This window comes from Rhodococcus sp. 077-4 (assembly GCF_047782425.1).
In the GTDB taxonomy this organism is placed as follows: Bacteria; Actinomycetota; Actinomycetes; order Mycobacteriales; family Mycobacteriaceae; genus Rhodococcoides.
The window spans coordinates 1-12,789 of sequence record NZ_JAJPWC010000008.1 but is presented as its reverse complement, the minus strand read 5'-3'; the positions used below and the strand labels follow the sequence as shown (position 1 = coordinate 12,789).

At 63.1% G+C, this 12,789-nt stretch carries 13 protein-coding genes and 1 riboswitch; of the genes, 8 read left to right on the top strand and 5 right to left on the bottom strand.

Annotated elements, in window-relative coordinates:
* Positions 1-93: 93 nt before the first annotated feature.
* Positions 94-1,656, bottom strand: a complete 1,563-nt coding sequence (locus tag ACNEOT_RS24535) for a carboxylesterase/lipase family protein (protein ID WP_415977332.1) — start codon at positions 1,654-1,656, stop codon at positions 94-96.
* Positions 1,657-1,754: 98 nt separating this feature from the next.
* Between ACNEOT_RS24535 and ACNEOT_RS24530 the strand changes: the two genes are divergently transcribed.
* The 6 genes from ACNEOT_RS24530 to ACNEOT_RS24505 all read left to right on the top strand — a co-directional run bounded on the left by ACNEOT_RS24530 (position 1,755) and on the right by ACNEOT_RS24505 (position 7,356).
* On the top strand, positions 1,755-2,399 hold the full coding sequence (locus tag ACNEOT_RS24530) for a hypothetical protein (RefSeq protein ID WP_415977331.1): 645 nt from the start codon (positions 1,755-1,757) through the stop codon (positions 2,397-2,399).
* Positions 2,400-2,516: 117 nt separating this feature from the next.
* A complete protein-coding gene (locus tag ACNEOT_RS24525; protein WP_415977330.1) occupies positions 2,517-3,914 on the top strand; it encodes a sugar porter family MFS transporter in 1,398 nt (465 codons plus the stop codon).
* 63 nt (positions 3,915-3,977) lie between these two features.
* Positions 3,978-4,077: riboswitch (TPP riboswitch) on the top strand.
* Positions 4,071-4,793: a TenA family protein gene (locus ACNEOT_RS24520; protein WP_415977329.1), complete on the top strand. Its 723-nt coding sequence runs from the start codon at positions 4,071-4,073 to the stop codon at positions 4,791-4,793. Its footprint overlaps the riboswitch before it by 7 nt.
* Positions 4,790-5,803, top strand: coding sequence for an ABC transporter substrate-binding protein (locus ACNEOT_RS24515; RefSeq protein WP_415977328.1), 1,014 nt, complete (start codon positions 4,790-4,792; stop codon positions 5,801-5,803). The genes ACNEOT_RS24520 and ACNEOT_RS24515 overlap by 4 nt, the downstream gene beginning before the upstream one ends.
* Positions 5,781-6,617 (top strand): ABC transporter permease, encoded by an 837-nt coding sequence (locus ACNEOT_RS24510; protein WP_415977327.1) that lies wholly within the window; start codon positions 5,781-5,783, stop codon positions 6,615-6,617. The genes ACNEOT_RS24515 and ACNEOT_RS24510 overlap by 23 nt, the downstream gene beginning before the upstream one ends.
* Entirely contained in the window at positions 6,610-7,356 is a 747-nt protein-coding gene (locus ACNEOT_RS24505; protein ID WP_415977326.1) for an ABC transporter ATP-binding protein, read from the top strand. The genes ACNEOT_RS24510 and ACNEOT_RS24505 overlap by 8 nt, the downstream gene beginning before the upstream one ends.
* A 12-nt stretch (positions 7,357-7,368) precedes the next feature.
* On the opposite strand, the gene ACNEOT_RS24500 is transcribed toward ACNEOT_RS24505, so the two are convergent.
* A complete protein-coding gene (locus ACNEOT_RS24500; RefSeq protein WP_415977324.1) occupies positions 7,369-8,664 on the bottom strand; it encodes an LCP family protein in 1,296 nt (431 codons plus the stop codon).
* Between the two features lie 20 nt (positions 8,665-8,684).
* Positions 8,685-9,341 (bottom strand): FMN-dependent NADH-azoreductase, encoded by a 657-nt coding sequence (locus ACNEOT_RS24495; RefSeq protein WP_415977323.1) that lies wholly within the window; start codon positions 9,339-9,341, stop codon positions 8,685-8,687.
* Positions 9,342-9,416: 75 nt separating this feature from the next.
* On the opposite strand from ACNEOT_RS24495, the gene ACNEOT_RS24490 reads away from it, so the two are divergent.
* Positions 9,417-9,779, top strand: a complete 363-nt coding sequence (locus ACNEOT_RS24490) for a helix-turn-helix domain-containing protein (RefSeq protein WP_415977322.1) — start codon at positions 9,417-9,419, stop codon at positions 9,777-9,779.
* Between the two features lie 15 nt (positions 9,780-9,794).
* On the opposite strand, the gene ACNEOT_RS24485 is transcribed toward ACNEOT_RS24490, so the two are convergent.
* Together ACNEOT_RS24485 and ACNEOT_RS24480 are read right to left on the bottom strand one after the other, a co-directional pair.
* On the bottom strand, positions 9,795-10,115 hold the full coding sequence (locus ACNEOT_RS24485; protein WP_415977409.1) for a homoserine dehydrogenase: 321 nt from the start codon (positions 10,113-10,115) through the stop codon (positions 9,795-9,797).
* Positions 10,116-10,346: 231 nt separating this feature from the next.
* The gene (locus tag ACNEOT_RS24480) at positions 10,347-11,117 is read right to left on the bottom strand and encodes a hypothetical protein (protein WP_415977321.1); all 771 of its coding nucleotides are present in this window, start codon (positions 11,115-11,117) and stop codon (positions 10,347-10,349) included.
* Positions 11,118-11,302: 185 nt separating this feature from the next.
* Between ACNEOT_RS24480 and ACNEOT_RS24475 the strand changes: the two genes are divergently transcribed.
* Positions 11,303-11,587 carry a GNAT family N-acetyltransferase gene (locus ACNEOT_RS24475; protein WP_415977320.1) on the top strand — a complete coding sequence of 95 codons (285 nt, stop codon included), beginning with the start codon at positions 11,303-11,305 and terminating at the stop codon, positions 11,585-11,587.
* Positions 11,588-12,789: the final 1,202 nt, after the last annotated feature.

The window sequence follows — 12,789 nt, the reverse complement described above, 5'->3', positions numbered from 1 at the left end:
TTGTTACCGCTGTGACTCCAGCGGCCGGTGTTCCTGCTGTTACGTTCGATTCATGTCAGCCACGTCCGTGCGACAGAACGCATGACCGACGTGTCAGCTGAATCCGAGAACGCGGTCGCCCCACGCAGCGCGCATGTCGCCGTCGGGATCGTCGACGAGAGTGTCGGACGTGTCGATCACCAGTGTCCAGCGTGCCTTCTCGGTGTACGGAGCCCAGTGCTTGGACGCATCCAACGCGGCGGGGACGCCGTATCGAGCGAACGCGAGCCAGCGTCTCTGCATCCGCGCCGACACCGCCATGGCCGGCTTGCGGCCACCCAGCCAGAAGGTGGGATCGCGGCTCAGGGTGCCGAAATTGCCGAAAACATACGGCAGTTCGGTTGCGTGTCCGGCTCCCACCCGCGCAGCCTTGAGCATCGGTGTCGCGTGATCGAATCGGTACATCCACGTCGGCGAATGCCTGCTGTGCCCGTCAGCGATCCACAGGCTCGGCATGAGGAAGCCCGCGTCGCGCGAAATAGCCTGCGCCCCAGCAGGTTTGTCACGGTCCGGGTACGCCGCCATGATCTCGGCAACACGGTAGGCAGGAAGATCGGCGTGATCGTGCGCGATGGCGCGGAACATCTCCGAGACGGTGTCCGACGTGATCGGCATCAACGGCGACTTCATGAATCGGAAGATCGAGGGCTCGTCGTGATTGGTACCGATGATCAGCGGGATCCTGTGCGAAAGTCCCTTCTGAAAAGCCGCGACGGGGTAACGCGGGACGATGTCTCCGTCGACGACCGGCGAAAGGCCAAGGGTTCCAGGCACTGTCGTCGGAATCTCGTAGCAGAGCGTATCGCCCGCGGTGACCAGCCTGGTGAAGTGCATCTCGAACAGTTCACCGATGTCCGCCGGGTCGACCCCCACCAACTCCAGGAATCTCGCGGCCACCGCGGCACCGCGCTCAGGGCCGTACACCGACGTCGCAGGGGCACTCTGCACGATCGCACGTTGAAACAGACCCTCGGCCTTCGGGGACGTCATCAATGTGGTGACCGAAGCGCCCCCCGAGGATTCGCCGAACAGGGTGACCTGGTTCGGATCACCGCCGAACGCGGAAATGCACTCGCGTACCCACTCCAGAGCCGCGATCTGATCTCGGAGGCCGAGATTCGTTTCGAAGGTGTGCTCGTCGGTCGAGAACGACGAGAGGTCGAGGAACCCGAATGCACCGAGACGAAAATTGACGGTGACCACCACCATGTCGCCGTTCTCGCTGAGATTGCGCCCGTCGTAGACCCGCTGAGCAGACGATCCGAGCGAGTACGCACCGCCGTGGATCCAGACCATCACCGGACGCGGCTCCCCGTCGGGCCGAGGAGCCCAGACATTGAGCGAGAGACAGTCCTCGGAGATCGACAACGACGGATCGATCGGCACCGGACTGTCGCGCCCCTGCGGAGCCATGGCGCCGAACTCGAGACCGTCGAGTACCCCGGACCACGGCCGCAGCGGCCGCGGTGCACGGAACCGCAATTCGCCGACGGGAGGCGTCGCGTAGGGAATGCCCCTCCAGGCCACGATCGGCGACGCGTCGGCGTCGACCGGATAACCGAGGACATCTCCGTACGGCGTACTCACGCACACCGTGGAATCGGATGCAGCGTCCATCGAACCTCCCGTTCGGTCGTTGCCCAACGTACCAACATCATCCACAGCGTCGGTGCCGTCTCGTGCGGTGTCGTCGACCTCGAGTGAAGGAATCGACGATGAAGAGAATCGGATGGACCGCAGCGTTGGTCCTCGGGACTGGCCTGCTCACTGCCTGCGGATCGGGCGGAGGCGACGCACCGATGGCGACCGTCATCACCGACCGACCCACTCCGATCACGACGGCCGAATCGGCGACATCTGCCGCGCCGAGCACCTCATCGCCCTCGATGACGACGGCCCCGTCCACCACCACAGCATCACCGACCAGTCCTGCTGCAGCACAAGCGAAACCGCAGGATTACGCAGGCAAGGCACCCGGCTGGTACTACTTCTCGAGTCCGAGTGGAAAATTCGAGTGCGGTATCGCCGTCCTCCAATCCTCGATCGCCGGCTGCCACGGATCACTGCCGGATTCGGCACCCGAGGTTCCCGGCAGTGGGGCGTCGGGAACGGCGGTGAAACCCAATGCGGTTCAGCTGATCGCCGGGTCCCCCGCGAAGTTCGAGAGCCTGGGCGACCCCAAGTTCCACCGTTTCGACGGTCCAGCAGCGGCTCTGCCGTACGGCGAGGTGCTGACCGTCCCCGGAAGCGGCTCCACCAACGGTCTTCGGTGCAGCGTCGACGAGCAGACGGGGGTCACGTGCACCGATCAGGTCGGTCATGGTTTCACCGTCTCGGACGAGAGTTTCGACCTTCGCTGACGGCGTCGTTCGCGCGGCAAACTACCAGGCGTAATGTGCTGGGACGGTACGACAATTCCTGCCGTACGGTCTCCCAGCGGCCGACGCCCATGCGCGCGGCCGGAAGGTGCATCACTCATGAATCAGACCTCGGACCGTCACACAGCAAAGGTCATCGGTGTCAGCATCGCCGCAGCTGTGGGTGGATTCCTGTTCGGCTTCGACAGCTCGGTCATCAACGGAGCGGTCGACTCGATCGAAGATCACTTTCTCCTCGGCTCTTTCACCACCGGCTTCGTGGTCGCCATTGCGTTGATCGGATGCGCAGTAGGGGCCTGGTTCGCCGGTAGCCTCGCCGACCGTTGGGGACGCAAGAAAGTCATGGTGCTCGGCTCGGCCCTGTTCACCATCTCCTCGGTGGGTTCGGGGTTTGCGTTCAGTGTCCCCGATCTCATGCTCTGGCGAGTGCTCGGCGGACTCGGTATCGGCATCGCCTCGGTGATCGCACCGGCCTACATCGCCGAGATCGCACCGGCCAAGTGGCGCGGGGCCCTGGCTTCCCTGCAGCAATTGGCCATCACCATCGGTATCTTCGCCGCGCTGCTGTCCGACGCACTTCTCGCCGGTGCCGCGGACGGGGCATCCAACGACCTGTGGTTCGGCGTCGAGGCATGGCGCTGGATGTTCCTGGTCGGCGTATTGCCCGCCCTGGTCTACGGGCTACTGGCCACGTTGATCCCAGAATCCCCGCGTTACCTGGTGGGTCAGCACCTCGACGAAGAAGCAGCCAGAGTCCTCGCCGACATCACCGGCGAGCTGCACCCCGACGAGCGGGTGCACGAGATCCGACTGACACTGCGCAAGGAGTCGCGATCGTCGTTCGCGGATATTCGGGGGCCGAAGTTCGGCCTGCAGCCCATCGTCTGGGTAGGCATCACGATGGCCGTGCTGCAACAGCTGGTCGGCATCAACGCGATCTTCTACTACTCGACGACGCTGTGGCGTTCGGTCGGTTTCAGCGAGGATCAGTCGTTCACGACGTCGGTCATCACCGCAGTGATCAACGTGGTCATGACGTTCGTGGCAATCCTGTTCGTCGACCGAATCGGCAGGCGCAAGCTACTGATGGCGGGCTCGATCGGCATGTTCGGCGGGCTCGTCATGGCGTCGGTGGCGTTCTCGCAAGCGATCGGCAGCGGCGACGACGTGACGTTGCCGGCTCCATGGGGCGCGATCGCCTTGGTCGGTGCCAATCTGTTCGTCATTTTCTTCGCCTCCACCTGGGGTCCGATCATGTGGGTCATGCTCGGTGAGATGTTTCCCAACCGCATGCGAGCCATGGCGCTCGGTATCGGCACCGCTGCCAATTGGATGGCGAATTTCGCTGTCACGCTTGCATTCCCACCGCTGACATCCTCTGTGGGGCTGTGGGTGATCTACGCAGGCTTTGCCCTGTTCGCGGCGCTCTCGTTCTTCTTCGTCAAAGCCAAGATCACGGAGACCAAGGGCATGGAACTCGAAGACATGCTGGGGTGATGCCGGACCGCAGATCCAGGGGCGGCAGCAGCGACACCGAGTGACCGGTGTTACTGTCGCTTTCGTTCTGACACGGGGTGTGTCCGCCGATGCGGATGCTGAGATCAAACCCGCCGAACCTGATGCAGGTAATACTGACGAAGGGATGTCAAGGCGATGACGCCTGTTGTATCTGCGGACCCGGTCCGCTTCACCGATCGTCTGTGGAATGCCTCCGAGGACATTCGACGCGCAATCGACGATCTGGAATTTCTGCAACTACTCGGGGCAGGGACGCTTCCACTCGATACGTTCCGTCGGTACCTCGAACAGGACTCGCTCTACCTCTGCGGATACGTCAAGTCGCTGTCGTTGCTGGCTGCGCACGCACCGAACCCTGTTACCGGGGCATTCTGGGCGAGCGCAGCGGCAAGCGCCATGGACGAAGCCGCCTCGCACGAGGCGATGCTCACCGGTGGAGCGCTCCCGCCGTCGACCCGGACGCCCGAGCCCTCACCGGAATGCCTCGGGTACACGTCCTATCTGACTGCGACGGCGGCGACCGAACCGTATCCAGTTGCGGCAGCGGCAGTTCTACCGTGTTTCTGGATTTATGCCGATATCGGACGCTCTCTCGCCCGCGCTGCGAAGGCGGTTCTCGATCGGGATCCCGACCACCCGTATGCACAGTGGGTGGCCACGTACGACGCACCCGAATTCCACGCCATCGTCGACGCTGCGAAGAATTTCGTCGACGACGCCGCAGCCGCCGCGACTGCGCTGCAGCGCGAGCAGATGATCGACGCCTTCGTCGTGGCATCGAGATACGAATTGATGTTCTGGGACAGTGCTTTACATCCCACCCCATGGCCCCTGGCCGAGAGTGCGGTGTTCGCATGAGAACCACTCGAATCTTCGCGGCGTTGGCGGCCGCCGTCGTTGCCACCACCGGACTGGCGGGATGCTCCGACTCGACGGACTCCGACACCATTCGGTTCGCGCTCGACTGGACGCCGAATACCAATCACACCGGCCTCTACGTCGCGCTACAGGAGGGTTACTTCGCCGATGCGGGCCTGAACGTGGAGATCCTGCCGTACAACAACACGGCGGCCGACACCCTCGTCGATGCAGGTAACGCAGAGTTCGGAATCAGCACCCAGAGCTCGGGGGTTTTCGCCACCTCGGCAGGCGCACAAACGGTCTCGGTTCTCGCGCCGCTGCAGCACTGGGCGACGGGCATCGGAGTTCGCGCCGATCGTGCCGACATTCCGAGCCCCAAAGCATTGGACGGCAAGGTCTACGCCGGCTTCGGCGAGTCGGGCGAGCAGGCCGGTATCAGAAAGGTAATCCAAAACGACGGCGGCACAGGTGAATACGAGACGGTAGTGCTCGGCACCTCGGCGTACGAGGCAGTCTATTCCGGTACCGCCGACTTCACCGTCTCCTACTTCGCATGGGAGGGCATCGAGGCCGAACACAGCGGAACTCCCATGAAGTACTTCGATTACACCGACTACGGGTTCCCCGACGCCTATGCCCTCACGATCAGCGGAAACGAACCCTGGCTCGCGGCGCACCCGGACGAGGCGAAGAAGTTCGTGCAAGCACTCCAGCGCGGCTACCAGCTCGCCGCCGACGATCCCGACAAAGCTGCACAGGATCTGATCGACGCCAATCCGGGAACCTTCACCGACGAATCGCTCGTCTTCGAGAGCCAGCAGATGCTTGCGGCGAACTACATGAAGGACTCCACTGGCGAGGTCGGACGGCAGAGTCTCGACAAGTGGACCGCGTACTCGAAATTCCTCTACGACAGCGGCGTGCTGGCCGATCAAGACGGTGCGCCACTCACCGCAGAGCCGGACTGGTCGACCTACTTCACCAATGACTACCTCGGCGATCGATGAGCCGGTTACCGCTGACCGAGGCACTTACTCGTTCAACGGTATCCGAGCCTCGCTGCGGTGGGCGTGGCCTGCGCTCACCGTCGTCGTTCTGCTGATCGCCGCCTGGCAGGTCTACGTCGAGGTCAGCGGCATCCGGCCGCAGGTGCTGCCGTCCCCCGCCCGCGTGGTCGTCCAGGGTTGGGCGCAGCGCGATGCGATTGCCGAGAACGCCGCGGCGACCCTGCAGGTGACCCTCGTAGGCTTCGCCGTCTCCCTGGCTCTGGCGTGGTTGCTGGCCATCGCCGTGGATTTCTCGCCATGGCTGCGGCGTGCGTTCGTTCCCCTCTTCGTCGTGTCGCAGACTCTTCCGATCATTGCGATCGCGCCCCTGTTGATCATCTGGTTCGGATTCGGCCTGCTGCCCAAGATCCTGGTGATCGCCCTGGCCACGTTCTTCCCGATGGCCATAGGGCTCGTCGAGGGATTCGCTGCCGCCGACCGAGACGCGCGATCTCTACTGGCCAGCATGGGTGCCTCGAGATGGCAACAGTTCACGTACGTGCGGCTACCGTCGGCGCTGCCCAGGTTCTTCACATCGTTGCGAATCGGGATCACCTACGCCGTCGTCGGTGCGCTCTTTGCCGAATATGCCGGGGCCACTGCGGGTCTCGGCATCTACATGAGCCAGCAGAAGAACTCGTTCCGTACCGATCTCGTACTCGCGGCGGTTGTCGTCACGGCGGTGATCAGTGTGCTCCTGTTCGTTTCCACCTTCGTGGTGGAGCGGCTCGTGGCTCCCTGGGCACGCCACGGTTCGGCAGGTCTGCATGTCTGACTCGAGTACCGCCGACACCTGCATCGACGTCCGCGACCTGACGAAGTCGTTCAACGGCAACCCTGTGCTGGACGGCGTTTCGTTCGGAGTGCGCTCCGGTGAGTTCGTATCGATCATCGGCCCCAGCGGTTCCGGCAAGAGCACGGTGTTCAATATGTTGGCCGGTCTCGACACACCCGATTCCGGCTCTGTACGAGTCCCGCCGTGCGCCTACATGCCGCAGAAGGATCTGCTGTTTCCTTGGCGTTCCGTACTGGACAACACCACCCTCGGACTCGAGGTGCAGGGTGTCGCGAAGAAAGAGGCGCGCGCGCGGGCACGCGAATTGTTCCCCGTGTTCGGCCTCGACGGATACGAGTCCGCCAGGCCGTTCGAGCTCTCCGGAGGCATGCGCCAGCGTGCGGCGCTCCTGCGCACCGTTGTGCAGGGCCGGTCGGTAGTTCTACTCGACGAGCCGTTCGGGGCGCTGGATTCGCTGACTCGCAGTGAGATGCAGACGTGGTTGCAGCAGGTTTGGTCGGAGTTTCGGTGGACGATGCTGATGATCACCCACGACATCCGCGAGGCGGTCTATCTGTCCGATCGCGTGATCGTCCTCTCCCCCAGGCCCGCACACGTCCGACGGCAGGTGGAAGTGACGCTGCCCCGCCCACGCCGGCTCGAGATCGTGACGACGCCGCAGTTCGCGGCGATCGAAAAACAGTTGATGGACGTTCTGTCGATCACGTCGACGCTCTGACCGACCCGACGCTCAATCGACGCAGGGGATTCCGCCGTCGCTGTGCACACCCTCGTCGGGGGCAATAGGCAGATCCCCGGTCACGTCCGGTGTGGCGACCTCGAGCGGGGGCGATGCGGTCGCCGTCATCACTCCTGGCGCCTCTGTGATCGGCGGCGACAGTGGTGGTGGTGGTGGTGGTGGGTTGCCGATCAACCGCGCGGTTTCTGCTCTGATGGCGTCGACGTCGACGAGGTTGACGTCCTGGCCGTCCACCGTCTCGTAACCGGTGATCGGCAAGGTGTAGAAGTCGATGTTGCCCTGCAGGACGGCTCCGGCTCCGTTGGCGAGCCTCATCGGATCCAGAGATGCGTCGATCACGATGTCGTTCTTCGTGCCCGCGATCAACGCCCGCAATTCACCGATGTTCGCAAGGACACCCGACGAGCTGAGCTTGGCCATCACACCGGCCACGAATGCCTGCTGGCGTTTGGTTCGGTCCAGATCGCCGTTGTCGAGACCGTGCCGTTGCCGTACGAAGGACAGCGCCTGCGATGCGCTCAGTTCCTGGGCACCCGCCGGAAAGTCGGCACCCGAGTAATTGTCGTGGACAGGGTTGTTCAGGCATACCTGGATCGGCCCGACCGCCGTCGCCACGTCGTAGAAGCCGAGTAGATTCACTTCGGCGAAGTGGTCGATCGGCACGTCGAGCAAATCACGAACCGCGGTCAACGTCGCGCGTCGACCCGCCTCACGTGCTCTTCGCTCCCGCTCGGACGCATCCGAGACACCCGCGTCGAGCAACTGAGTGTCTGCGTCTGCTTTGGCCAGTCCATACGCTTCCTTGATCTTGCGCTTGCCGTATCCGGGGACCTCGACGTAGTCGTCGCGGGGAATCGAGAGTGCCGTCGCGCGGCCGCCGCCTGCCGGAAGATGAACCAGCAGAAGAGTATTGGTGTTGTAGCCTCCGACATCACTGTCGCCCGCGTGCAAAGTGTCGGTGACGAACTCCGCGGGCAGGTCGTTCCCGTCCATGTCCTTTCGGCTGTCGAGTCCGATCAGCAGGATGTTGGTGTCTTCGCCGTTGCCACTCGGATCGTTGTTCGCGATTCCGTCGAGGGCATCGGAGGTGGTCAATCCCGTGGTGGCTTCGCGGTACACCGCGAAGCCGATTCCACTCACCGCGACCGACGCGACCGCAGCAATGGCGATGACGACTCGGCCGACCCGAAGCGCAAGATCGTGCTCACGCGAGGACGTCTCGATGCGATGTCGACCCGATCCGCGAGCACCGCGGGTGATGTGGTCGTCTGGGCCGTTCTGGAGCACCTCGCCAGGCTACTCGGCACCTACCTGGGCAATGCTCCGCCCAATTTCAGAGCGAGATCATCGACGGCCGTCAGCGCAGTCCTCAGACTGGCTCGGGACTGCGGAACAAGCGGTTCGAGCGCGGGCACCCGCCCCGCGAGCGTCAGGTCGACCGGAACGAAATGGACATCCATTCCTAGTGCGACTCCGAGAACCTGCCGCAACTGCGCCGTGGCGTGGTCGGCGGACGCGCCGTCGGAACCAGGGCTGTAATCGTTGCCCCGACTGGTCACCACGACCGCGGGCTTGCCGACGAGGGGTGCGGTGTCACTGTCGAACGGGACGGTGATGCCGGGAACGTGTACGTGATCGATCCACGCCTTCAATGTCGACGGGATCGACCAGTTGTACATCGGCGCTCCGATCAGCACCACATCCGCCGAGATCAGCTCCTCGATCAGTTCGACCTGTAAGGCCTCGGCCGACGCGTCGACGATTTCGTCGGCAGAGCGTAAGTGTGGCGCCCAGTGCAGCGCCGACGTGGGTAGGTGCGGTAGCGGACTCGAGTGGAGGTCTCGATGGATCACGGAATGATCGGTCCCGATGGCATGCCACGCGTCGGAAAAGCGAGCGGTCACCTGGCGGCTGACCGACCGAAGCGGGTCGGCGGACGAATCGAGATGCAACAACTGCGGCACTGAAAGCACTCCTCACATGCTGGGTGTCTCGAGCCTATGCGTTGCCGCGCGGTCGCTCGCTCTTATCCTGGACGAATGGACTTTCGATTCGTCATGCCTGCTCTCGAGTCGCGATCGGCCACCGCTCTCGCTGCGGTCGTACACGAGCGGACCGGCGAAGAAGTCGACGTGAGAATCGCAGGTGCGGACATACCGCTCGACGACGCATCACGTGGTGCAGTTCTCGAACTCCTCACCCAGCTCGCTACCGCCAGGGCGGTGGCCATCGGGACGGTGGACGAGTTACTGACCACTTCGCAAGCCGCCGCGGTGCTCGGAGTTTCCGACACGTATGTCAGACGGCTCGCCGATGCCGGCAATCTTCCGATCGAAATGCGCGGCACACACCGACGATTTCGGCTCGAAGATCTTCTGCGGCACCGCGATCGATTTCGGTGACGGTTCCCGTGACCGTCAACCGGCCTCGCGCTCGAAGTGCTCGGACTGGGCGGCCATCAAATCACGGAACGCCTGCCCGGCTGCCCGCCAGAGCTGTTCCGAGTCGATGTAGTCGACCCCGCGGATTCGGACATCTCCCAGGTACGCGCCGACGTCTACCGACAGCATTCCGATGACCGAGGAGACGTCGGCATCGAGATAGCTCGATTGCGTGTTCTGCAGCTCGCGGAACTGCGCCGAGAAGAACTCCGCCGGGATTCGTCTGTCGACGAACTGCGCGATGAGAAAGAGAAACCGCGACGCGTGAGCGGATGCCGAACGGTAGGACTGTTCCATGGTCAAGACCCCTCCCCGCGGTCGACAGCACCCCTCGCACTGTCGACCGTTGAGCTCACTGATACCCGAACTTCGATGCACGGACGAACTCTCGAACATCGATTCGACCCAGGGGCTAAAACAGGGAGATCGTCCTACCCGCGCAAGATTAATCGGACTTTCGCCCCGTTCTTGCCGGAAAGGACAATTTGGTGAGGACTCACAACAGAGCCGCCACGGTGTCAGGTCTCTCTATTGGAACGACCCCAGCGGGGCACGGTCCGGGGTGTCGAGTTGCCAGAACTGCCAACCGTCACGCTCCTCGACATCTCCGCTGATATGCGTGGCGACGGCACTGGCAGCGACGGACGGATTGTCGAACCGTCGGCCCTCCATCGGTCCGGCGGTGATCTCGAGCCGCTGGGTCTCGGGGTCGTAACGGCCGCTGAGTCGATAGCCCTCACAATCGGCGACCACCCGCACCCGGTTGTCGATCACTTCTTCTTCCACGGCCGCCTTGGCCGACTTACGCGGTGCTTTCACCCGCGGAGTGCGAACCCACGTCTGCTCCGGTCCGACATCGACCGATGTGTCCAACGTGGAGCTCAACCCCAGTAGGTCCCAGCGTTCGCTCCCGTGCAGCACCCGGTCCACCGCGATCGCGTGATGCCCGGTCCTGGTACGGAGGGGCGAATCCTGGACCCACAGGTCGACTTCACCGCGAATATCGGTGGCCATTTCTTCGGAGGAGACCATGTAGAAGCGCGGCTCTTCGTTCGCGAGATCCACGAACACCCAGTACGAGGACCCGGTGTCGTCACTCTCGAGCGACTCGTCCTGCCTGCGTGCCTTCCAGTCTCCGGTCACCTTCGATCGCACTCGAACGATGCACGAGGACGTGCCGTCCATCGACCAGACCTGGACAGGGTTACGGCGCGAGGTCGTCAGCCGCTCTGCCCGTCCACCGCGCTGCGCGACGGTACGAATGAATGCCTTGATTCCACGGTCGGATGTGTCTTCCACGGATTGCCACCTTCAGCCTCGAGAGCGCCCCGTACTTATGAAGAGCGGTGTTGCGACGGGTGGCGCTTGCACGACTCAGTTTCCCTAACCCTACTGCGTCGATGCCTGCTCGAGTAACCGCAGAACACCCACCGGACGACCGCCGGTTACGGTGAGGACACCGAACAGTGCCAGGAGGTACCGCCATGCCGGTGACGATCACTCACAACAGTGCCGACCGCCGGTTCGAGATCTACGTCGACTCGGAGCTGGCGGGCTACTCGGAATACCTGGACTCGGACGGCACCAGAACGTTTCATCACACCGTGACGCTTCCGCAGTTTCGTGGCCGGGGACTCGCTGCTCGACTCACCGCACACGCCCTCGACGACACCAGCACGCAGAGACTTCGCGTAGTCCCTGCGTGCTGGTTCGTTCGCGACTTCATCGCATCAGCAGGCGATCGCTACTCGCATCTGGTCGTGCGCTGATAGTCAGCGACGGGACGAGACCGTGCCCTTGTGAAGATCGGACTCGGCGATGACTACGTCCCCGCTGGGTGGTGCGTCGTCAACCACTCCTGAATCGGTTGAATTGCCTTCGTTTACAGTCGGTTTCGCAGCTCGCTCAGCCGCAACTCGACGCCGTTCGTAGTTCTGCACACCACGCGCGACACGTTGTCGATGTTCGTTCAGGATTTGTTCGTAGTGATACATCTGTTCTCCTACAGCAAGAATGGACACCGAACACAGAACAGCGCTGTGCGGCGAGGTATTGGGGCGGTGACGACATCGGCTAGGCCAGAACGGACCGATTCGGCCGAAGGTCTACTCAGAGAGCATGATCGGCGGCAGAGGAAAACCGTGTGCCGAGGATCCGACGGTATGCGCAATTCGATTGTGCTGTCATTGTCCACCTCCACGGTCTCTGCAACGTGCCTGTGAAGACGATCATGCACGGACGCAACTCCGAACTCCAACGAATTAAATTCCACGAGCGCGACTCATGGGTCGCAATCCACCAATGCGCTTGCCGTAGCAGCTATTTCGCGAACAGGTCTCCGACCACGGTCGCGTGAACGACGCCTGCACACCCCGTTGTCGATTACGTGACATCAACGCGGACCGGGGCCCTCGAGCCGATCTGCACCGCACGGTGACAACGGCGTCGGGGTCACCGCCTCGAAGTCTGCAGATGGCGCGGGTCCACCGAGTACCGACGCGCGTCACGTAAGCCGCGGGATGCCCAATCTGGGCGACAGCGCCCAGCCGGCGGGGACGAATGCGTGCGCGTTTGTCAGAAGCGCGGGACATCGCGAACGGTCGGGCAGCGAATTGGGGTGCATTCAGCGGAGGCGCGCGCATGTGTCGGAAATGCGTTGTGGTGGTGGCTCTGCGCGATTTCTGTGCAGGTGACGTCGGGGCAGGCTCGAAGGCCCGGGCGAGTGCGTGCGCGCTTGTCAGAAGCACGGGAGAACGCGACAAATCCAATGCGAAGTCGGGTGCGTTCCGCGGATGCGCGCGCGTTCGTCTGGGGTGTGGGTGAGGGGTGGGTCTGCGAGTGTGGTGGGTTGGTTTCGAAATGCAGAACACCCCCAGACCAGTGGTCTGGGGGTGTTCTGTGAAGTTGTGTTCGGCGGTGTCCTACTCTCCCACACCCTGTCGAGTGCAGTACCATCGGCGCTGGAGGGCTT